Raw genomic sequence first — 19,950 nt, 5'->3', positions numbered from 1 at the left:
GCTCCTTCACGGGAGCGGCTTTTTTGTGCACGGATGAATAGTTATGGATGAAGCAGCACGTCCGATGAGAGGGGTTTTGGAAAGGTATCCGGGTGAAGAAGATAGGCAAGTTCGGCAAGGCCGGTAAAAAGCCGTGGGGAAGGCCGGCAGTACAGCGGCTCCGGCAGCACATCAATGCTGCCGTTTTCCATTGCCTTCATGGACGGCCATCCTTCTCTTTTTTTCAAGAGCTCTGGTTTTACTTTATCAAAAGGCACTCCTACCCATGCAAGGCAGATACGATCCGGATCGCGTTCCCGGATTTCTTCCCATGTCGTTTTCACGCTGGCTTCTTCTTTATCGGAAAAAATATTTTCCGCCCCTGCCATAGCACTGATTTCTGTCAGCCAGTTACCGCCTCCCGGCGTAAAAGGAGGTTTGGGCCACCACTCCCAGTAAAGTCTGGAAGGCTCGCACCTCGATGCCAGTTCATGGTACGTATCCATCATCTGGCGGCATGCATAAATTATTTCTTCTGCTTTTTCCATAGTGCCGGTAGCCTCTCCAATGATCATCAAGTCTTCCAGAACATCAGACAGGGTGTTAGGAGAGGTTAAGACGTAGGAAATACCTCTTTTATCCATTTCCTGTGTGTTTTTTTCCATGCCGGGAACACTGTGGGAGGCTAATACTACATCCGGCTTGAGCTCCATTACCGCATCCATATCAATGGAAAGGTCCGGTCCGAGGTCGGGAAGGTCGTTCACTTCTGCAGGCCAGTCGGAGTAAGAGTCGACCCCGACAAGATTAGAAGTTAGGCCGAGATATGCTGCTGTTTCCGTGCTGCTTGGACATAGAGAAACGATTCGGGTCATGTTCTGCACCTGCCTTTATTAGGATCCAATGAAATACATATTGGCAAAATAAGCGATAAGAATACCGAGTAGGGCACCAAAGAATACTTCCACCGGCTGATGGCCGAGCAGTTCTTTCAATTCCTCCCGCTTTTCTGTTTCTTCTTTCTTCTGCCATGTTCTGGCTTCGGTAACAAATTTATTAAAATCTACAACAAGCTGGTTAATCATTGTCGCGTGATATCCCGCGTGACGGCGGACACCGGTAGCATCAAACATAACGATAACGCCGAAAATAGTACACACAGCGAACATGGAGGAATCAAATCCCTGCTCTAGGCCGATTGCTGTACAAACGGAGGTGACGGCTGCAGAGTGCGAGCTTGGCATGCCTCCAGTACTTGTAACCAAAGTCATATCCCATTTTTTTGAAGCAATAAAGGCCAGGGGAATCTTGATGCCCTGTGCAAAAAGGATAGAAAACAAAGCTACCCATAATGGAAAGTTATTTATGATTTCCATGTAATATGATCTTCCTCTCCATTAATTTCTCCTGATACGTGATAAATGATGTTTCAGTAACTGTACGCGTACACATATACTTTTCTAATATAAAATAATAAAGGCAAAAGCATCTTGAAATAGTTTTAAAGAACTAACTCTTTTATATTTTTCGGAAAATTGTTATAATTACAAAAACCTTTATACATATGAAAAACATAAAGAAACAAGGAAACTTTAGTACATAATATGACAAGCCCTGTGATCATTTAACTAATTTATTATAGGATGTAAATATTCGCATCAGGATTAATTTGTTTTTATTTGTTTGTTAATACTATAGGCGCAAAATATTTATATTCTGCACAAATCCTACCTTTTTACCCTATCACAGACAGGCTTTCTATCACAGAACAAATGCCTGATCTTCACAAACTGTTTATAAAACAGGCAGCTGGAAAGGGAGTATAAGAAGATAAGGAAAGAAATGACAATGATATGGACACTATACAGCTGTTTATCCTTCTTTACGGGCTTTTAAACCCGTTGACCGTATTTGAATAGAAGGAAGGGTTCTTTTACTATTAGAAGTATGCCTAAAGTATCAGGGAACAAATAATCAGTATACTCCTACAGAATGGATGTCGATGTAAAATGAAAATACTTAAATGGCTGGATGTTGGTCTAAAGAGAGTGGAAGAGGCTATTTTAGCGTTGTCCATTATTACCATTACAGTCATGGTGGCAGGAAATACGGTAAGCCGTAACCTGAATATGGGCAGCTGGGCGTTCACTGAAGAAATCAGTCAGCTTGCTCTTTATATGGCGACTTTTATGGGCATAAGCTATGTAGCCAGACAGGGCCGGCACATCAGCATGTCTGCCGTTTTTGATAATGTACCTTATAAGCCGAGAAAAGCGCTTGCTCTCATTATTCCTTTTGTTACTGCCATTATTTTATTTGTTTTAGCTTTTTATTCATACGAATATGTGATGTCTGTATATAATTCAGGCAGAACCACATCCGCTCTGCGTTTTCCTTATTACTGGATGCTCATATGGGCACCTATAGGATTTACGCTTGGGGGCATTCAGTTTCTCAGAAATTTCTGGGTGAATGTAAGAAACAAAGAAGTGTACTTGGCTGCTGAACGCAAGGACTATGATTCAGACAGCGAAGTGGAAAATCCTACAAACATATAATTCATTCAGATAGCGGGGGACACACAAATGATCTTAACACTTGTTGGAATAATGTTTGTATTCCTTATGCTGGGCTTTCCAATGATGATTCCGCTTATTCTTGCTCCACTGGTAGTCGTCATATTTTTCTTTCCAAACGTAGAACCATTTTTTATGGTTCAGCAGATGCTGGAAGGTATTTCAAACTATGCCCTGCTGGCTGTTCCATTATTCATCTTTGCGGCTGACATTATGTCAAAGGGACGCACATCAAACCGGCTTCTTGATTTTATCGGCGCTTTTGTCGGGCACCTGCGCGGAGGCTATGCGATAACAACAGCAGCGGCGTGTGCTGTATTCGGCTCGATTTCAGGATCCACCCAGGCGACGGTTGTTGCTATTGGAAGGCCGATGAGGGAAAGGCTTCTGAAAATAGGGTATAAAGATTCAACCGCAATTGCTTTTATTATTAACGCTAGCGACGTGGCGCTTATTATACCGCCGAGTATCGCGATGATCATTTATGCCTTAACTTCAGGCACTTCCGTAGGTGATTTATTTATTGCAGGTATTGGCCCGGGTATTCTTGTTCTTTTATGTTTTGCTCTTTACGGCTATGTTCATGCGAAAATTAATAACATTCCGCTGGCAGAAAAAATAGGCTGGAAACAACGCGGCATTGTTACATACAGAGCGATTTTACCTTTATTTTTTCCGGTAATTATTATAGGCGGAATTTACACAGGATTATTTACGCCGACAGAAGCGGCGGCTATTTCTGTATTGTACGCTCTTTTGCTGGAAGTGGTTATCTACCGTTCTATTAAAATTATGGAAATACCAAAAGTGGCTTTATCAACCGGCCTGGTTACTTCTGCTGTGTTTATTCTCGTAGCGGGCGGTCAGGCATTTGCCTGGGCGATTCAGTTTGCAAGAATTCCGCAGCTCATTACCGATACTTTTCTTTCGGGAGATCCGGGACCGATATATGTTCTTTTAATTGTATCTATTTTCTTTTTTATTGGGTGTATGTTTGTGGATCCAATTGTCGTAATTCTTATTTTAACTCCTATTTTCTACCCTGCTGCGATGCAGGCAGGCGTCGATCCGGTTCATCTCGGGATTGTTATCACTTTCCAGGCAGCACTCGGATCAGCCACTCCGCCGTTTGGAGTTGATATATTTACGGCAAGCGCCGTATTTAACCGATCCTACATGGATACGATACGGGGAACTCCTCCATTTATTGTAATGATGGTACTCATTGGCATTATTGTTATTATCTTTGAACCACTTTCACTTTTCCTGCTCTAGAGCGGGAGTGAATATATAGTATTTATTATACTTAAGGGGGACAACATAATGAGAAAAAGAAAGTATGGATGGCTGGCAGGTTCAGCAATGGTGTCAGCGCTCGTATTATCGGCGTGCGGCGGTGGCGGTGATGAAGAAGCCGGCGGCGATGGAGAAGAAACATATGATTGGCGTTTTGTAACGGAAGAAAATGAAGGACAGGTTCAATATGAATACGCAGAAGAGTTTGCGAATCGTTTGAATGAAAAATCAGACGGACGTATTAATATGGACGTATTTGAGTTTGGCGGATTGGGAAGTGAAGTCGATCAGGTGGAGCAGCTGCAGAACGGAGCTGTAGAATTTGCCATCGTTTCTCCCGGTTTTACGGGAACAATGGTAGAAGAGGGACAGATTTTCTCGCTTCAGTTCCTGCTCCCGGACGATCAGGAAGTTACGCATCAGCTTTTAAATGAAAGTGAAGCATTAAATGAAGACCTGGCTGCATTGTATGAGGAAAGTGGTATTCTTCCCCTCAGCTTCTGGACAGAAGGCGCTACGCAGTGGACGGGAAGCAGAGAATTGACGGAGCCGGAAGATTTTGAAGGATTCCGCATGAGGACGCAGGACTCTCCATTGAACCAGCGCTCGTACGAAGCCTACGGTGCTGATCCAACAGTAATGAGCGCAGGGGACCTTTATGGAGCTTTACAGCAGGGAACAGTAGACGGCCAGGAAAATCCTATCTTCTTTATCCAGGATTCCTCCTATCATGAAGTACAGGATTATATGACTATTTCCAACCACAACACATATGTAGCGATGACCACAGTCAATCCTGATTTCTACAACGACCTTCCTGAAGATATTCAGGGCATGATCGATGAAACCGTTGACGAAATGCGCGATGAAAGCTATGCGCTTCAGGAGCGCCTTAACGAAGAATTGTTAACAGATATTGAAGAGAATACGGATACGCCGACGGAAGTAACAGAGTTAACAGAAGAGCAGCGTGACGCTTTCCGCGAGCTTGCTGTACCGCAGCGTGACTTCTTTGCTGAAACAGCGGAGAAGACGCAGCGGCTATTCTGGAAAAGCTTGAAGGAGAAATCGAAGAAGTGGAAAGTGGAGAAACATCCCAATAATCTATAACAGCCGAAGCGGTGATTCCGCTTCGGCTTTTTACATGGCGGTATGTTTGTCATCTAACTTTATTCATTGTATGATGTTGAATAAGACTAGATAGAAGAGGAGTGTTATTGTGGCAAGAGTAGAAAGCTTTGAATTAGACCATACTAAAGTAAAAGCACCGTACGTCCGCCAGGCAGGAGTACAAAAGGTGGGCACAGATGGTGTTGTAAATAAATTTGATATACGCTTCTGCCAGCCGAACAAGGATAACCTGCAGCCGCCGGTGATTCATACGCTTGAGCACCTGCTTGCGCTGAATATCCGCGATTTTGCAGAAGAGTACGACCACTTTGAAGTGATTGATCTTTCTCCAATGGGGTGCCAGACAGGCTTTTACCTCATTATGAACGGAGAGCCTCAGGTTTCTGAGCTTATTGATATTCTGGAAAAAACAATGCACGCGGCTCTTCCTATTGAAGAAGTACCGGCTGCTACAGAACTGCAGTGCGGACAGGCAAAGCTTCACGACCTGGAAGGCGCTAAGAAATGGATGAAGTATTGGCTCGATCAGGATAAAAAAGAATTAGAACAGGTATTTTAATAAAAGAGTCTTACGCGGCAGCTGCCGCGTAAGACTCTTTTTCAATAGAGCTGTTAGTTTTTTTACCTGCGGTTTATTTCTTCGAGCGAAAGCTCAGTGGAAGGCGTGGTGTCAGCTCCATTTACATTTTCCATTAATTCGAGTGTCAGTTTATTATTCTCCTCTTCGTCCGAGGCCATACAGTCAGATGGAATATATAAATTGTAGGCTCTCATATAAGCGTCGTTTGCAGAGAAGTGAATACATTTATCGCCGGATACACCGGTCAATATAAGGTTTTTTGTTTCCAGATGATTCAAAAGCAGTTCAAGCGGCGTGGCGTAAAAAGCAGAAAATTGAGGTTTGAGTACAAAATAGTCTTCATCCAGCGGTTTCATTTTCTTTGTGACATCGCTTCCCCGTTTGCTTTCATCTGCACAGGATTCATAAATTTCCTTGAAATCACTCTGCCATCTGCCGTAGTTGTCATTTACATAAATCACGGGAATGCCCTGCTCATTTGCACGATCCTTCAGGTCATTAATACGGTCGGCTGCTTTTGAAGCATAGGGAAGCAGATCCTCCCCTCCTGGAAACTCGAGATCGTTTATCATATCTATAACTAACAAAGCCGTGTTGGACTTTTTGTGAATGTGTGGTGCGTCGCTGCTCATCAAACATGCTCCTTTCTTTTAATAAGAGATATTCCCTTATTCCCCGGATCTGTTGAAGTTTAATCTTTTTTCACTCCAGGATATTCTGTAAATATGATATGATAGGGGATAAATATAAGACAATAGACAGCAAGAACAGTTCTGGGAGGAGTGTGCAGGATGGATCACAAAGAGTTGGAAATTCTTCATTTGCTTGAGGGAAATGCAAGACTGGATATAGAAACGATCGCAAAAATGACAGAAATGACTATAGATGAAGTAGAGCAGATTATTCAAAAACTAGAAGATGAAAATATTATCCTTAATTATTCTACGGTTATTGACTGGAGCCAGGTGCGCCGGTACGAAGGGGTAACTGCAATGATTGATGTGAAGGTAACACCGCAGAGAGGTGTAGGTTTTGATGAAGTAGCAGAACGCATTCACCGCTTTCCTGAGGTGAAGGCTCTTTACTTAATGTCAGGTGCCTATGATTTATCAGTCACGATTGAAGCCGGCAGAATGACAGAAATTGCGAGGTTTGTATCGGAAAAATTATCGGCGCTTGATTCGGTTATTTCAACGACTACTCACTTTCAGCTGAAAACATATAAGCATGATGGTGTCGTGTTTGGAGAGAAACGAGAAGGCGATAAAAGAATCGTGGTGTCTCCATAATGGAATCCACTACGGGACGAAAACAGCGTTTATCACAGACAGTGCAGCACATTAAACCGTCAGGCATCCGCCGTTTTTTTGATATGGCCTCTACAATGGAAGATGTTATTTCATTAGGAGTGGGCGAGCCTGATTTTGTTACGCCCTGGAATGTAAGAGAAGCCAGCATTCTTTCGATGGAACGCGGGTATACGGCATATACAGCGAACGCAGGGATGCTGGAACTTAGAAAAGAAATTACCCGCTATCTGGAAGAACGTTTTGATACGCCGTACGATCCGGAATCCGAAATTGTCGTTACCGTTGGGGCAAGCGAAGCAATTGATATTGCCGTCCGTGCGATTGTTGATCCTGGAGAAGAAGTGATTGTGGTCGAACCGAGCTTTGTTTCCTATGCTCCGATTGTGTCTCTTGCAGGGGGAATACCAGTGCCCGTGCAGACAAAAAAAGAAAATGGATTTAAACTAACGCCTGCTGAATTAAAAGAGGCGATTACACCTAAAACAAAAGCTGTGATTGTCTGTTTTCCGAATAACCCAACCGGAACGATCCTGGAAGAATCGGAGCTGCTGGAGCTTTCGGCGGTTATTAAGGAACATGATTTAATGGTGATTTCTGATGAAATCTACGCAGAGCTAAGTTATGATACGAAACACTGTAGTTTTCCTAAAATTGAAGGCATGAAAGACCGCACCATTTTAATATCCGGCTTCTCCAAAGCGTTTGCTATGACAGGGTGGAGAGTAGGCTATGTCTGCGCACCGGAAGATATTTCTGCGGCAATGCTTAAGATTCATCAATATACGATGATGTGTGCCTCCACGCTGGCGCAGTTCGGAGCGCTGGAAGCACTGCGTGACGGACAGGATGATGTGAAGCGGATGGTCATCAGCTACCGGCAGCGCCGCAACTATATGATTGAAGCTTTCAAAGAGATCGGACTGGACTGCCATGTACCGGGCGGCGCTTTTTACCTGTTTCCTTCCATCCAGAATACAGGATTAAATTCAGAAGAATTTGCGGAGCAGCTGTTAAAAGAAGAGCAGGTAGCTGTCGTTCCGGGGAGTGTGTTTGGAGAAGGCGGAGAAGGTTATGTCCGATGTTCTTATGCAACTTCCATGGATTCTTTAAAAACGGCAGTAAGCCGGATAGAGCGATTTTTATCCAAACGAAAAGCTGCGCAGTAAAAAAAGCGGACCCCGCTCATCAACGGGGCCCGCTTTTTGCTGCTACAGAAAACCAAGCAAGTCAAGCATTGCTATAACAATAGCAGCAGGCGTGACATACTTTATAAGAAAGTACCAGACTTCAAAATAACGCGGATGCAGGCTGGTGCCTGTCAGCAGTTCATGTTTTAATACGGGCTTCTTCATCTTTAAAGGCACAAAAATAGAAATGAGAAGCGCGCCGAGGGGAAGCAGGATATTGCTGACCAGAAAATCGATTTGATTAAAAAACGTATCCCCGAAAACATTCCAGTCCGCGAGCACCCCAAAAGAAAGATTGGAAGGAATGCCAAGCAGGAAAACAGCAAGGCCGGCGATCCAGGCCGCTTTCTTCCGGCGCTGTTTATTGTTTTTAGCCGCGGTTGTTACTACAATTTCCAATAGGGAAAAAGCAGAAGTCAGCGTTGCGAATAATAAAAGCATTAAAAAAAGGCTTAAAAACAGCCCGCCAAAAGCAATCTCGCTGAAAACGGCAGGGAGTACGGTGAAAATGAGACTTGGTCCTTCATCCGGTTGGAGCCCGAAAGCAAATACGCCTGGGAAAATAGCCAGTCCGGCAAGAAAGGCAATTAGAATACTAAGGCCGACGACGGAGCCGGCAGAATGAATCAGGCTGTCCTGTTTCGACAGGTAGGAGCTGTAGGTGATCATGATAGAAACACCGAGACTTAACGAAAAGAAAGCCTGTCCTAAAGCAAATAATACCGTTTCTCCGGTAACCTGGCTGAAGTCAGGCGATAAGAAAAAGGAGATGCCTTCCGCTGCGCCATCAAGCGTCACAGCACGGACAACAAGCAGCAAAAATATAATGAACAGCAGCGGCATCATAATCGTACTCGCCCGTTCAATCCCTTTTTGGATGCCTTTTTGTACAACAAGAATAGTAATAATAATAAATACGAGATGAGCGGCGCCTACTTCCCACGGATTAGAGATAATTGAAGCAAACAGCTCGCTGTATTCTCCGCTGGAGCGGCCGGTCAGGCTTCCGAAGATGCTCCGGAATAAATATGTAACGATCCAGCCGCCGACAACGGCGTAAAAAGAAAGAATCAAACAGCACGACACAACCCCCAGTACCCCAATCATATACCAGGAGGAGTTTGGAGCGAGTTCTTTAAAAGCGGAAATAGGATCTTTCTGCGTCTTTCTTCCAATAATAAACTCTGCAAGCAGCAGGGAACTGCCAAGCAGAAGCGTAAACAAGAGAAAAATTAGAAAAAAGGCCCCTCCGCCATTTACTCCTGCTACATACGGCAGCCGCCAGACGGCGCCAAGCCCCACAGCAGATCCGGCTGCTGCCAGAATAAATCCAATTTTGGATGTCCATTGTTCTCGTGCCTGTTTCACTTTATATACCTGCTTTCTCCTATAGAAAATGGTTAGTTCTGTTTTATACACAGTGTTAAAGAGTAGCTGAATTTTCGTTCTTTTGTCAAGCGCTCTATAGAAAAGAAAGCAAAGTACAGGAGAAAAATAGTCAGACTTCAAATTGCAGAAAAGCAGGAAATATGGTATAATTATTAAGTTAATAAATAGTTATAGGAGATGTTTGCATGACGGTAGAGCAGTATGAAGTTGGTAGCACTGTTGAAGGAAAGGTAACCGGGATTAAACCTTTCGGAGCTTTTGTTGCCCTTGACACAAAAAAACAAGGTTTGGTTCATATCTCTGAAGTAGCGCATGGGTATGTGAAAGATATAAATGACGTACTTTCTGTCGGTGATGAGGTAAAAGTTAAAATTAAGTCTATTGAAGAATCTTCCGGGAAAATTTCTCTATCTATCCGTGATACTCAGGAAGCCCCAGAGAAACCTGAAAGAAAAGAAAGAAAAGATTTCGGAAGCAGCGGCCGCGGTGCAGGATACGCAGGCGCTTCCAAGAGTGCTCCAGTCCAGCAGAAAGCACAGGGTTTTAACACACTTGAAGACAAGCTTAAAGACTGGTTGAAGCAGTCCAACGAAATCCAGGCAGATCTTAACAAAAGAATCCGCAAGTAGAAAGCAGCAGCTGTTCATTAACGGACAGCTGCTTTTTTTATACGCCAAACCAATCATTTTCCTATTAACAGCATGATCCTGTAAAAAAATCTTGCTTTGCCTCCATTCCTTCTTTACATTGGAATAGAGGATATAAATGGAAGGAGTACGATGAAACATGTCAAATCATATTCGTTTGGATTACAGCAATGCGCTTGGTTTTTTTAAAGAAGAAGAACTGGAGCAGGCACAGGCTGCGGTTTCCACTGTCCATAAACAGATTCATGAAAAAACCGGTGTCGGAAGTGAATACTTAGGATGGGTTGATCTGCCGGAAGATTACGATCAGGAAGAATTTGCAAGAATCCAGCAGGCGGCGGAGCGGATCCGCAGTCATTCGGACGTACTCATTGTTATTGGTATCGGCGGTTCCTACCTTGGAGCGAAAGCGGCACTCGAAAGCCTTTCCCACAGCTTCCGCAACCAGCAGTCCGGGGAAGACCGGACAGGGCCGGAAGTATATTTTGCCGGACACCAGATGAGCCAGACATATCTCCGCGATCTTCTGCAGATTATCGAAGGCAAAGATGTATCCGTAAATGTTATTTCCAAATCAGGAACAACGACAGAGCCGGCTATTGCGTTTCGGGTGTTTAAAGAATGGCTGGAAAACAAATATGGCCAGGAAGAAGCAGCAAAGCGTATATTCGCAACTACAGACAAAAGCAAAGGGGCGCTTAAGACATCTGCTGACGGCCAGGGATATGAAACCTTTGTTGTCCCGGATGACGTAGGAGGACGCTATTCTGTTCTCACAGCAGTAGGCCTTCTTCCCATAGCAGCAGCAGGGCTTGATATTGAACAAATGATGCAGGGCGCCCGGGATGCAAGAAATGAGCTGGGCAGTGAAAGCCTCTCAGATAACGATGCCTACCAGTATGCAGTTATCCGTCAGGCATTTTACGCCAAAGGATATGTAACGGAACTTCTTGTGAACTACGAGCCGCGCCTGCACTTTGTCAGCGAATGGTGGAAGCAGCTGTTCGGTGAGAGCGAGGGCAAAGACAATAAAGGCCTTTTCCCGGCTGCCGTTGATTTCTCAACAGATCTTCATTCGATGGGACAGTACGTGCAGGAAGGCAGACGCAATTTATTTGAAACAGTGCTGCATGTAAATTATACCGGCGAAGACATCCTGATTAAAGAAGACAAAGATGATTTGGATGGATTGAACTATCTGGCCGGAGAGTCGATTGATTATGTAAATAAAAAAGCGTTTCAGGGAACTCTGTTAGCCCACACCGATGGGCAGGTGCCAAACCTCATTGTTGAAATACCTGAAATGAACGAATACTATTTCGGTTATCTTGTATATTTCTTTGAAAAAGCATGCGCAATGAGCGGTTACCTGATGGGTGTGAATCCGTTTGACCAGCCCGGAGTGGAAGCTTACAAGCAGAACATGTTTGCTCTTCTCGGCAAGCCCGGGTTTGAGGACCGGAAAGCAGAACTTGAAAAACGATTAAAATAAAAATAAAGCAGAGCATCCGTTCTCTAATCAGAGGGCGGATGTTCCTATTAAAAGGCGGGGCTTATGTTTATTGAAGCAGTTATATTCGGTATTGCCATCTTTATTGGATGGATGATTCTTGATCTGGTACGCGAAAGATCATTTCGCAAAGAAAGTATTTATCAATCCTTCATTACCGGCATTGCAGCGGCATTGGGATGGATTGTGCTGGAATTAATTTTTTAACGTTGACATGCGGTGTAAATCAACTTATAATAAAACTTGTCGTTCCAAGTATGGGGCATTAGCTCAGCTGGGAGAGCGCTTGGCTGGCAGCCAAGAGGTCAGCGGTTCGAGCCCGCTATGCTCCACCATACATAATATTAACAGCAATGGTTTGAGATACACTCAGCCCATTGCTGTTTTTTTATTTTTTCATCGAAAAGCAGCATTTTTTGTGACCCGTTTTCTCTTTCATTTCGTTAGCTTTGTAGCAAAGACAAAAGACCCGGTAACCACATTTAGAAAGCTGGAGGGGGGCTTTACAGATGAAATATGCGATTAATCGTTATCTTTATTTGGTGGATGAGCAGATGCTGCTGGAGCTTATGGATAAACCGACGCATGCTATTACGGCGGAAATGAGACTAATTAAGCGGACGATGCAGATGGCAGGCCAGTTTGAAGGGTTCAAAAATGAAGTAACCAAAGAAATGAAGAAGCAGAAAAGCACAGGATAGGAGAACTCTCCTGTCCTGTGCTTGTTATACAGCTGAAAGGCCGGCTTTCCGGCGGGCTCTGCTGATAAAGTATTTACCGGTTATTCGTTTCGTATCGCTCGAAGGGATCGACAGCTCCTGCCAGTGTCCATTAATCTCCACGTGAAACAGCAGAACTTCTGTTTTATAAGTAGAAGGAAAAATAACACGGAGCTGCTTTTGTTTCATCTCCTGTTCAAGGTTTTCAATATGATGGTTCAGGTCTTCCATTAATTCTTTGAAATACAGCTGGTAGTGGAGCCCGAGTGCCAATTGTTTATTCAGCTGTCTGCAATCGCGCTGTAATGCTTTTAAAAGAAAAATAGAATAAATATAATTGTCGATTAACCCCTGGCAGTCTTCATTCATGATGAATCGCCTCCCTTGTTCTCTTATTATTAGTATACACGAACGTGTGTTCTTTTAAACGTATTTATTCCTATTGTTTTTTCGGGCAGGATAGTAAACCAGCTTCAAGGGGATATTGGAAGATCAAAGAAAGCGGCTTATACAAACATTAGAAAAGCGGGTAAAAGTATTGGGAAATAGAATAAATGCTATCTTAAAAACTGATGTTCAGCTATCTCAGCTTCGTTGTAAGGGAAGGGGGCAATTCTTTCCCGATTTTTAATTCTGTACCAGATAAGAAAAGACAAAAGCCAGAAGGAGAAGATACGACCCCTTCCTCTTGAAAAATAAGCATAAAAGAGGCAAACTAAAGAAAGATATATGGAGAATATGAAAACAACAGCTATTGGGAGGCCTGCAGGACATGGTTTTTGAAAATGTAATTGATCGAAAGAAAACGAACTCAATGAAATGGGACTTTACAGCAGAACGTTACGGATCAAGTGATTTATGGCCAATGTGGGTAGCCGATATGGATTTTCAGGCACCTAGGCATGTGCTCGATGAAATGCAGAAAATTGTAGATCACGGTGTGTTTGGTTATCACCGCAGGCCTGAAAGTCTGCAGGAAGCAACACTCGCGTGGATTGAAAAGCGCTTTAACTGGAAAGTAGAAAAGGAGCAGCTTGCTTTTACGCCGGGAGTCGTTCCTGCCATTAGTCATTTAATTCAGACCTTTACAGAAAAAGGCGACGGCGTGATTATTCAGCCGCCGGTTTACTACCCGTTCTACGCGCTTATTGATAATAATGAACGTAAAATGATGAAAAATCCTTTAAAAGAAACAGACGAAGGGTTTACGTTCGATCTGGAAAACCTCGAAGAACAGATGAAGCAGGGAGCGAAAATGCTTCTGCTTTGCAGCCCGCACAATCCGATCGGACGTGTCTGGGAAAAAGAAGAACTACAGGGAGTAGCTGCTCTTTGTAAACAATATGGCGTGTTTGTCGTGTCGGATGAAATACACGCAGATTTGATTCTGGAAGGCACGCACACTCCTTTTTCCACCATAGCAAAAGAGCATGGAGTGGAAACAATGACGTGCATGGCGCCAAGCAAAACCTTTAATCTGGCTGCTTTATCTTTATCATATGTTGTATTTGACCAGGTAGACTCCAGAAAAGCCTATGAAAAACATCTGGCAGACGAATTTGTAGAAATTAACAACCCGTTTGCAACGGCTGCAGCAGAAGCGGCCTACCGTGAAGGCGAAGAATGGCTGGAAGAGCTGCTTGTATACCTTCGTGGGAACGTGGAATACGTTAAAGACTATGTGGAAAGCAATATGCCGGATCTTCATGTGATCAAGCCGCAGGGCACCTATTTAATCTGGATTGATATGAGAGCCCTCGGTCTTTCTGCCACGGAGCAGCAGAACTGGCTGCGTGAGGAAGGCAGGCTGGCGGTAAGTGACGGCCACATTTTTGGAACAGAGGGAGCAGGTTTTATCCGTATTAATGTAGCCTGCCCCCGTGCCAACGTAGAAGAAGGTCTCCAGCGTCTATATAAAGCGTATCAGGCTCTTTAAGATAACGGGCATCAGAAAGAGGCCGGCTTCGGCCTCTTTTACATAGAATGACAGCGGGGGGAAACCTTAATGAAGACGTTTCGGCTTGTGTCCTTTCAATGCCTGGAGCAGAAAGATGGAGAGATTGTCCACCTTCCGATTCCTTTAAAAGAAGGATTAATTATCAACCGGGAAGAAAAAGACGGGAGCTGGCTTATTAATGCAGTAGTCGACCGGGATCAGGAGACCTGGTTTATTCATTCCAGAGATCAGGAAAATCCACTTGTTATAGAAGTTATCATTACCGACCCCCGAAACGAACCGGCGATCATGACAGGAACAGTAATGGACCAGTCTGATTTAAGCGAAGGCATCAGCCTGTTGATTAAGGCAAAGATGGCAGGCGGCCAGGAAGATGTCTCGCAGATGATTTTAGAAGATCTTGCTAAAGAAGGATATACGGGATCGGAAATGATTGAAGAATTTCAGGTGCGCAAAAAAAATTCCAGAATACGGTCAGCAAAAATGGCCCAGCGTATTTTTGAATCATTCGGCAGTACAAACTAAAACAGGCCGGCAGGAACACGAGCTAAAGGAGCTTTTCATGAACATTTTTACGTTCCAGGATTACTATAAAAATGAAGTACAGCTGACATTTAACGATCATGGTTTTATTTCGGATCCGCGACATGTGCTGGTAATCTGCCGGTATAAAGAGAAGTGGCTGCTTACCAGGCATTCAAGGCGCGGACTGGAATTTCCGGGCGGGAAAGTGGAAGCCGGCGAACTTCCGGACGACGCAGCGGTGCGGGAAGTCTGGGAGGAAACAGGAGCCGTTCTAGCTTCCGTCGAATGGCTTGGACAGTATAAAGTAACAGGAAAAGCAGAGGTTATTTATAAAAATGTATATTTTGCCCGGGTAGAAGAACTCATCCCGAAAGAGGATTATATGGAAACCCTTGGACCGGTTCTCTGCAGGGAGCTTCCGGCAGATTTAAAAAATAAGGCGACCTTTAGTTTTTTAATGAGAGATGACGTTATTCCTTACTGCCTTACTGAGCTTAAACAAAGAAATTGGACATGAAAAAGCACTGCCGGCTGCCGGCAGTGCTTTTCTTTATTCTGCTGAAGCGAACACGCTCGGGCCTGCGGCTCGAATGTTATCGGAAACAGAAGTGAATTTTTTAAAGTTTTCCTGGAACTGCTGGGAAAGCTCTTTAGCCTTTTCATCATAAGCGGCTGTATCTTTCCATGTCTGTCTCGGCTGAAGCACCTCATCGGGCACGCCGGGACAGCGAAGCGGGATATGAAGGCCGAAAAATGGATCCTTGACCGTTTCGCAGTTCTGCAGTTCTCCCTGCAGTGCTGCCTGAACCATCGCTCTCGTATAAGCAAGGTTCATTCTTTCCCCTACACCATAAGGACCACCGGACCAGCCGGTATTTACAAGAAACACATTTACCTCGTGCTGTTCTATTTTATCTCCAAGCATTTCCGCATAACGGGATGCTTCCAAAGGAAGAAATGGAGAACCGAAGCATGTGGAAAAAGTAGCCTCTGGTTCCGTAATACCACGTTCTGTTCCGGCAAGCTTACTCGTGTATCCGCTTAGAAAATGGTACATAGCCTGTTCTTTGGAAAGTCTGCTGATGGGCGGCAGCACGCCGAAAGCATCAGCCGTTAAAAACACAATAGTGGATGGATGTCCGGAAATGCTCGGCATCATCGTATTGGGAATGCTGTCCAACGGGTAGGCGGCCCTCGTATTTTCCGTTAAGGATACATTATCGTAGTCAGGGGTCCGGCTTTCTTTATTCGTTTTAACATTTTCAATAACAGCTCCAAAATGAATAGCATTCCAGATTTGGGGCTCTTTTTTGAAAGATAAATTAATACATTTAGCATAGCAGCCGCCTTCAATGTTAAATACACCATTATCGGACCAGCCGTGCTCGTCGTCTCCGATCAGGTAGCGGTTCGGATCAGCGGAAAGAGTAGTTTTCCCTGTACCGGAAAGACCAAAAAACAAAGCGGTATCACCCTCTGTGCCAACATTGGCTGAACAGTGCATAGACAATACGTTCTGCTGGGGAAGAAGGTAGTTCATGACGGAGAAAATCGATTTTTTCATTTCTCCGGCGTATTCGGTGCCGCCGATTAGTACAATACGTTCTTCGAATGAAATAATAACAAATGCTTCTGAAGATGTTTTATCCACGGCAGGATCTGCTTTAAAGTGCGGAGCAGAAATAATCGTAAAGCCGGCCTCGTGTGTCTGCAGTTCCTCTTCCGAGGGACGGATGAACAGCTGCTTGGCAAAAAGATTATGCCAGGCATCTTCATTAATCACACGGATTGGAAGCCGGTAGGCAGGGTCTGCTCCTGCAAAAGCCTGCGTGACAAACAGTTCTTTTTGTTCAGCAAGATGAGTCATTACTTTTCTATAGAGGTCCGTGAAGATCTGTTTGGAGATCGGCTGATTTACCGGGCCCCAGTCTATATCATTTAGTACGCTCTCTTCTTCAACAATAAATTTATCTTTTGGAGAACGGCCCGTATATTTACCGGTTTCCACACTAAGGGCTCCACTGGCTGTAAGAATACCTTCTTTTCTGGCCAACGCTCTTTCTACAAGGTGTGAAACGGGCAGATTCATATGAATGTTGTCACCATGAAGAAGGTGATGAATTTCATTGGAAAAATCTAAAGTAGTCATGGCGGCAAAATCCTTTCTTTTCTTGAATAGTATCATCTAATTGTTAATTAGTATAACACATTAAAAATATTAGTCTATACTACTAGTGGAAATTTTCAAAAATAAATCACGCTATTCTGTTAATGGAAAAAAATTTTTTTTAGACATACAGCATAGGAAAATGCTTTATTTGACAAGAGATTGGAACTGAGGTAACATATTTTTCGAACGGATACTCTTATCCCGAGCTGGTGGAGGGACAGGCCCTGCGAAACCCGGCAACCATCCGAAAGTGTGAAACGGAAAGGTGCTAACCTGGAGAGACGACTGTCGTCTTGGAAGATAAGAGGCGAAAAAGGAACGGATAGAAACCCCCTTTTCCTCGCCATGGAAAAGGGGGTTTTGTGTTTTCTTTCTCTTCTTCTTCTATATAATAAGGCGGCTTAGGCAGCGTGCATACTATTATGCAGCAGGCAGAAGTACGGCAGAATAAGTTATAAGCAGGATAAAAAGGAGGATATTTCATGGAAACAATTGGACGCCGCCTGTTTACATCAGAGTCTGTTACAGAAGGACACCCTGATAAACTGTGTGATCAAATTTCAGATGCAATATTAGATGAGATATTATCGCATGATCCAAATGCGAGAGTAGCTTGTGAAACAGTAGTGAATACAGGCCTTGTGCTTGTTGCTGGAGAAATTAGTACATCTACGTATGTAGATATTCCAAAGATTGTAAGAGAAACGCTAAAAGAGGTGGGATACACCAGGGCAAAATACGGTTTTGATTCCGAAACGTGTGCCATTCTTACTTCTATTGACGAACAATCAGCAGACATTGCCCAGGGAGTCGACGTAGCGCTGGAATCGCGCGAAGGTTCAATGACAGAAGACGAGCTGGAGGCAATTGGTGCAGGAGACCAGGGTCTTATGTTTGGTTATGCAGATAACGAAACAAAAGAATTAATGCCTCTTCCAATTTCCCTTGCTCATAAATTGGCCAGAAGGCTGACCTACGTGAGAAAAGAAGGAATTCTTCCTTACCTTCGTCCCGACGGAAAAACACAAGTAACGATCGAATACGGCGATGACGGGAAGCCGCTTCGTGTAGAAACGATTGTTATTTCAGCCCAGCATCAGGAAGATATTACGCTGGAGCAGATAGACAGCGACCTTAGAGAACACGTTATTGACCCTGTTGTACCGGAAGCTCTTTTAGATGAAGAAACAAATTACTTTATGAACCCGACCGGCAGGTTTGTTATCGGTGGTCCTCAGGGGGATGCCGGTCTGACAGGTAGAAAAATAATTGTAGATACGTATGGAGGATATTCGCGTCATGGAGGCGGAGCCTTTTCAGGGAAGGATCCGACAAAAGTAGACCGTTCCGCTTCGTACGCCGCTCGTTATGTTGCGAAAAATATAGTAGCTGCTGAACTGGCAGAACGATGCGAAGTACAGCTTGCCTATGCTATCGGAGTTGCCCGTCCTGTATCTATTGCGGTGGAAACATTTGGCACCGGAAAAGTATCGGAAAGCGTACTGGTAGATCTGGTGAAAGATAATTTTGACCTGCGTCCTGCAGGGATCATCAAAATGCTGGACCTTCGCCGTGCTATTTACAGACAGACGGCTGCCTACGGCCACTTTGGACGTACAGACGTAAATCTGCCGTGGGAAAAAACAGATAAAGCGGAACTGCTGAATCAGCTGGCAAAAGAAAAAAACAATAAAAAAGAAAGACGGCCCTAAAATGGGGTCGTCTTTTTTTATTCGTAGTGTATTTCTTTTAATACGCCGTCTTTTATAAACTGTTTCATATCTTTGTCCATTAAATCGACCAAATGATGCTGCCGGGTGGATTTAAACATCCCCAAAGCTTCATTCCAATGCTCGAGCCCCTTTTCGGTCTCTCCCATCAGCAGGAGGTTCCGGCCCTTCTGATAAAGCAGCTCACCGAAAACATACATAGTTCTTGTCTCCAGACATCGTTTTATGCCTTTTTCACACCACTGCGCTGATTCTTTATAGCGCTTTTGTTTTGTGAGTGAAATGGCGAGCGTGTAAGTTAATTTCATTTCAATAGAAGGATTTTTTCTTTTTTTCATCTGCTTCCATTTATTCAGCGCCTCTTTACATAGTGCTTCAGCGTCTTCGTAGCGTTCTTCCAGATTATAAAAAACAGCTAAAGAGTTGCTTATTTCGGCTTTTCTTTCGGTAAAAGAAGGATTAGGGTCAATCGAGATGGAGAATAGAAGCTGCTCGAAGGCTTCTTCCGTTTTTCTATAAAGATGGTATAAAAAAATTCCCTTATGCCAGGCTATGTACTGTTTGTACAAAGGGGGCGTAAAAAGAGGGTTGTCTTTTTCATATAAAATCAAAGCTTCCATCTGTTTATAATCCTGCGTGAAGCGGCATTCCTCAAGCTGGTCAAAAACGTCCTGCACGTAGTCCGGGCGCTCTGAAACGGCCTCTTCAAAGAAATAATACATATCAGCGCCAAGTTTTTCAGCAATTTGAAACAGCGTATTCGAATACGGGATAATAGAGCCGTTTTCGATTTTGCTTATCTGGGCCTGGGTGCAGATGCCATCAGCCAGTTCAGCCTGGGTCATATGATTATACTGGCGCAGCTCCTGAATTTTTTTTCCTACTCTCGAAAAGTCCACTAGATTTCCTCCTTTCTGTTTATTCCTATAATTATTATAACCAACAGGTACTAAAGATGGAAGTAAAAATCTATATAAATGCCTATAAATGGCTTATAAAGGAAAATGTTAATAAGTAGTAGTTATATTATACTACTTTTACGAAGAGGAGGTGATTTGATTGAATAAAGTAGGATACGTGTTTGCTGCAGCAGCAGTATGCGTAATAATAATGAATTTTCAGGGGACGGATGTACTTTTTACAGGCTTTTCCCAACTAACGCCGCTTAATCTTCCCCACAAACATTAATTGAAGGACAGTACGGCATTTTTACATAATTTGGATCATCTCCCTTTACGTTTGTC

General features: G+C 43.8%; 22 protein-coding genes, 1 tRNA gene and 1 riboswitch. Of the genes, 16 read left to right on the top strand and 7 right to left on the bottom strand.

Annotation, left to right across the window (positions count from 1 at the left end):
- Window positions 1-41: 41 nt before the first annotated feature.
- Together MMY81_RS15665 and MMY81_RS15660 are read right to left on the bottom strand one after the other, a co-directional pair.
- The gene (locus MMY81_RS15665) at window positions 42-854 is read right to left on the bottom strand and encodes a cobalamin-binding protein (protein ID WP_252313615.1); all 813 of its coding nucleotides are present in this window, start codon (window positions 852-854) and stop codon (window positions 42-44) included.
- A gap of 18 nt (window positions 855-872) precedes the next feature.
- Window positions 873-1,355, bottom strand: coding sequence for a divergent PAP2 family protein (locus MMY81_RS15660; RefSeq protein ID WP_120194407.1), 483 nt, complete (start codon window positions 1,353-1,355; stop codon window positions 873-875).
- 633 nt (window positions 1,356-1,988) lie between these two features.
- Here MMY81_RS15660 and MMY81_RS15655 point away from each other — a divergent pair.
- The 4 genes from MMY81_RS15655 to MMY81_RS15640 all read left to right on the top strand — a co-directional run bounded on the left by MMY81_RS15655 (window position 1,989) and on the right by MMY81_RS15640 (window position 5,541).
- Window positions 1,989-2,537, top strand: a complete 549-nt coding sequence (locus tag MMY81_RS15655) for a TRAP transporter small permease (RefSeq protein WP_252313614.1) — start codon at window positions 1,989-1,991, stop codon at window positions 2,535-2,537.
- Between the two features lie 27 nt (window positions 2,538-2,564).
- On the top strand, window positions 2,565-3,830 hold the full coding sequence (locus tag MMY81_RS15650; RefSeq protein ID WP_252313613.1) for a TRAP transporter large permease: 1,266 nt from the start codon (window positions 2,565-2,567) through the stop codon (window positions 3,828-3,830).
- A 48-nt stretch (window positions 3,831-3,878) separates the two neighbouring features.
- Window positions 3,879-4,961, top strand: a complete 1,083-nt coding sequence (locus tag MMY81_RS15645; protein WP_252313612.1) for a DctP family TRAP transporter solute-binding subunit — start codon at window positions 3,879-3,881, stop codon at window positions 4,959-4,961.
- Between the two features lie 109 nt (window positions 4,962-5,070).
- Window positions 5,071-5,541 carry an S-ribosylhomocysteine lyase gene (locus MMY81_RS15640; protein WP_252313611.1) on the top strand — a complete coding sequence of 157 codons (471 nt, stop codon included), beginning with the start codon at window positions 5,071-5,073 and terminating at the stop codon, window positions 5,539-5,541.
- Between the two features lie 62 nt (window positions 5,542-5,603).
- Here MMY81_RS15640 and MMY81_RS15635 read toward each other — a convergent pair whose 3' ends face one another.
- Window positions 5,604-6,194 (bottom strand): cysteine hydrolase family protein, encoded by a 591-nt coding sequence (locus MMY81_RS15635; protein ID WP_252313610.1) that lies wholly within the window; start codon window positions 6,192-6,194, stop codon window positions 5,604-5,606.
- A 159-nt stretch (window positions 6,195-6,353) separates the two neighbouring features.
- Between MMY81_RS15635 and MMY81_RS15630 the strand changes: the two genes are divergently transcribed.
- On the top strand, window positions 6,354-6,851 hold the full coding sequence (locus MMY81_RS15630) for an Lrp/AsnC family transcriptional regulator (RefSeq protein ID WP_120194400.1): 498 nt from the start codon (window positions 6,354-6,356) through the stop codon (window positions 6,849-6,851).
- A complete protein-coding gene (locus MMY81_RS15625; RefSeq protein WP_252313609.1) occupies window positions 6,851-8,038 on the top strand; it encodes an aminotransferase in 1,188 nt (395 codons plus the stop codon). The genes MMY81_RS15630 and MMY81_RS15625 overlap by 1 nt, the downstream gene beginning before the upstream one ends.
- A 42-nt stretch (window positions 8,039-8,080) precedes the next feature.
- On the opposite strand, the gene MMY81_RS15620 is transcribed toward MMY81_RS15625, so the two are convergent.
- Window positions 8,081-9,427 carry a sodium-dependent transporter gene (locus MMY81_RS15620; protein WP_252313608.1) on the bottom strand — a complete coding sequence of 449 codons (1,347 nt, stop codon included), beginning with the start codon at window positions 9,425-9,427 and terminating at the stop codon, window positions 8,081-8,083.
- Between the two features lie 206 nt (window positions 9,428-9,633).
- On the opposite strand from MMY81_RS15620, the gene yugI reads away from it, so the two are divergent.
- The 5 genes from yugI to MMY81_RS15595 all read left to right on the top strand — a co-directional run bounded on the left by yugI (window position 9,634) and on the right by MMY81_RS15595 (window position 12,306).
- Complete coding sequence (gene yugI / locus MMY81_RS15615) at window positions 9,634-10,077, top strand: S1 domain-containing post-transcriptional regulator GSP13 (protein ID WP_120194397.1); 444 nt, start codon at window positions 9,634-9,636, stop codon at window positions 10,075-10,077.
- A gap of 157 nt (window positions 10,078-10,234) precedes the next feature.
- Entirely contained in the window at window positions 10,235-11,587 is a 1,353-nt protein-coding gene (locus MMY81_RS15610; protein ID WP_252313607.1) for a glucose-6-phosphate isomerase, read from the top strand.
- Window positions 11,588-11,650: 63 nt separating this feature from the next.
- Window positions 11,651-11,812 (top strand): hypothetical protein, encoded by a 162-nt coding sequence (locus MMY81_RS15605; protein ID WP_252313606.1) that lies wholly within the window; start codon window positions 11,651-11,653, stop codon window positions 11,810-11,812.
- Window positions 11,813-11,864: 52 nt separating this feature from the next.
- Window positions 11,865-11,940, top strand: a tRNA-Ala gene (locus MMY81_RS15600).
- Window positions 11,941-12,114: 174 nt separating this feature from the next.
- A complete protein-coding gene (locus MMY81_RS15595; RefSeq protein WP_252313605.1) occupies window positions 12,115-12,306 on the top strand; it encodes a hypothetical protein in 192 nt (63 codons plus the stop codon).
- A gap of 24 nt (window positions 12,307-12,330) precedes the next feature.
- Here the strand turns inward: MMY81_RS15595 and MMY81_RS15590 are convergent, their stop codons facing one another.
- On the bottom strand, window positions 12,331-12,693 hold the full coding sequence (locus MMY81_RS15590) for a YhjD family protein (protein ID WP_252313604.1): 363 nt from the start codon (window positions 12,691-12,693) through the stop codon (window positions 12,331-12,333).
- A gap of 403 nt (window positions 12,694-13,096) precedes the next feature.
- On the opposite strand from MMY81_RS15590, the gene MMY81_RS15585 reads away from it, so the two are divergent.
- The 3 genes from MMY81_RS15585 to ytkD all read left to right on the top strand — a co-directional run bounded on the left by MMY81_RS15585 (window position 13,097) and on the right by ytkD (window position 15,323).
- Complete coding sequence (locus tag MMY81_RS15585) at window positions 13,097-14,260, top strand: MalY/PatB family protein (protein WP_252313603.1); 1,164 nt, start codon at window positions 13,097-13,099, stop codon at window positions 14,258-14,260.
- A gap of 69 nt (window positions 14,261-14,329) precedes the next feature.
- Entirely contained in the window at window positions 14,330-14,806 is a 477-nt protein-coding gene (locus MMY81_RS15580; protein WP_252313602.1) for a YwpF family protein, read from the top strand.
- 43 nt (window positions 14,807-14,849) lie between these two features.
- Window positions 14,850-15,323 (top strand): RNA deprotection pyrophosphohydrolase, encoded by a 474-nt coding sequence (gene ytkD / locus MMY81_RS15575; RefSeq protein WP_252313648.1) that lies wholly within the window; start codon window positions 14,850-14,852, stop codon window positions 15,321-15,323.
- Between the two features lie 33 nt (window positions 15,324-15,356).
- Here ytkD and pckA read toward each other — a convergent pair whose 3' ends face one another.
- Window positions 15,357-16,955 carry a phosphoenolpyruvate carboxykinase (ATP) gene (pckA, locus tag MMY81_RS15570; protein WP_252313601.1) on the bottom strand — a complete coding sequence of 533 codons (1,599 nt, stop codon included), beginning with the start codon at window positions 16,953-16,955 and terminating at the stop codon, window positions 15,357-15,359.
- Between the two features lie 214 nt (window positions 16,956-17,169).
- A riboswitch (SAM riboswitch) is annotated at window positions 17,170-17,283 on the top strand.
- A gap of 175 nt (window positions 17,284-17,458) precedes the next feature.
- On the opposite strand from pckA, the gene metK reads away from it, so the two are divergent.
- Complete coding sequence (metK, locus tag MMY81_RS15565; protein ID WP_252313600.1) at window positions 17,459-18,688, top strand: methionine adenosyltransferase; 1,230 nt, start codon at window positions 17,459-17,461, stop codon at window positions 18,686-18,688.
- A 17-nt stretch (window positions 18,689-18,705) separates the two neighbouring features.
- Here the strand turns inward: metK and MMY81_RS15560 are convergent, their stop codons facing one another.
- Window positions 18,706-19,605 (bottom strand): helix-turn-helix domain-containing protein, encoded by a 900-nt coding sequence (locus MMY81_RS15560; protein ID WP_252313599.1) that lies wholly within the window; start codon window positions 19,603-19,605, stop codon window positions 18,706-18,708.
- A 160-nt stretch (window positions 19,606-19,765) separates the two neighbouring features.
- Between MMY81_RS15560 and MMY81_RS33395 the strand changes: the two genes are divergently transcribed.
- Complete coding sequence (locus MMY81_RS33395) at window positions 19,766-19,894, top strand: hypothetical protein (RefSeq protein WP_256497922.1); 129 nt, start codon at window positions 19,766-19,768, stop codon at window positions 19,892-19,894.
- Window positions 19,895-19,950: the final 56 nt, after the last annotated feature.

Source organism: Sinobaca sp. H24, assembly GCF_023845525.1.
This window is presented reverse-complemented; position numbering and strand designations above follow the sequence as displayed.

Excerpts from the sequence above, each read along its gene's own strand:
- MMY81_RS15645 (WP_252313612.1), top strand. The coding sequence starts at position 3,879 with ATGAGAAAAAGAAAGTATGGATGGCTGGCAGGTTCAGCAATGGTGTCA.
- yugI (WP_120194397.1), top strand. The coding sequence starts at position 9,634 with ATGACGGTAGAGCAGTATGAAGTTGGTAGCACTGTTGAAGGAAAGGTA.
- MMY81_RS15665 (WP_252313615.1), bottom strand. The coding sequence starts at position 854 with ATGACCCGAATCGTTTCTCTATGTCCAAGCAGCACGGAAACAGCAGCA.
- MMY81_RS15610 (WP_252313607.1), top strand. The coding sequence starts at position 10,235 with ATGTCAAATCATATTCGTTTGGATTACAGCAATGCGCTTGGTTTTTTT.
- MMY81_RS15635 (WP_252313610.1), bottom strand. The coding sequence starts at position 6,194 with ATGAGCAGCGACGCACCACACATTCACAAAAAGTCCAACACGGCTTTG.
- MMY81_RS15605 (WP_252313606.1), top strand. The coding sequence starts at position 11,651 with ATGTTTATTGAAGCAGTTATATTCGGTATTGCCATCTTTATTGGATGG.
- MMY81_RS15655 (WP_252313614.1), top strand. The coding sequence starts at position 1,989 with ATGAAAATACTTAAATGGCTGGATGTTGGTCTAAAGAGAGTGGAAGAG.
- MMY81_RS15580 (WP_252313602.1), top strand. The coding sequence starts at position 14,330 with ATGAAGACGTTTCGGCTTGTGTCCTTTCAATGCCTGGAGCAGAAAGAT.
- MMY81_RS15650 (WP_252313613.1), top strand. The coding sequence starts at position 2,565 with ATGATCTTAACACTTGTTGGAATAATGTTTGTATTCCTTATGCTGGGC.
- MMY81_RS15630 (WP_120194400.1), top strand. The coding sequence starts at position 6,354 with ATGGATCACAAAGAGTTGGAAATTCTTCATTTGCTTGAGGGAAATGCA.
- MMY81_RS15625 (WP_252313609.1), top strand. The coding sequence starts at position 6,851 with ATGGAATCCACTACGGGACGAAAACAGCGTTTATCACAGACAGTGCAG.
- MMY81_RS15595 (WP_252313605.1), top strand. The coding sequence starts at position 12,115 with ATGAAATATGCGATTAATCGTTATCTTTATTTGGTGGATGAGCAGATG.
- MMY81_RS15585 (WP_252313603.1), top strand. The coding sequence starts at position 13,097 with ATGGTTTTTGAAAATGTAATTGATCGAAAGAAAACGAACTCAATGAAA.
- MMY81_RS15660 (WP_120194407.1), bottom strand. The coding sequence starts at position 1,355 with ATGGAAATCATAAATAACTTTCCATTATGGGTAGCTTTGTTTTCTATC.
- metK (WP_252313600.1), top strand. The coding sequence starts at position 17,459 with ATGGAAACAATTGGACGCCGCCTGTTTACATCAGAGTCTGTTACAGAA.
- MMY81_RS15590 (WP_252313604.1), bottom strand. The coding sequence starts at position 12,693 with ATGAATGAAGACTGCCAGGGGTTAATCGACAATTATATTTATTCTATT.
- pckA (WP_252313601.1), bottom strand. The coding sequence starts at position 16,955 with ATGACTACTTTAGATTTTTCCAATGAAATTCATCACCTTCTTCATGGT.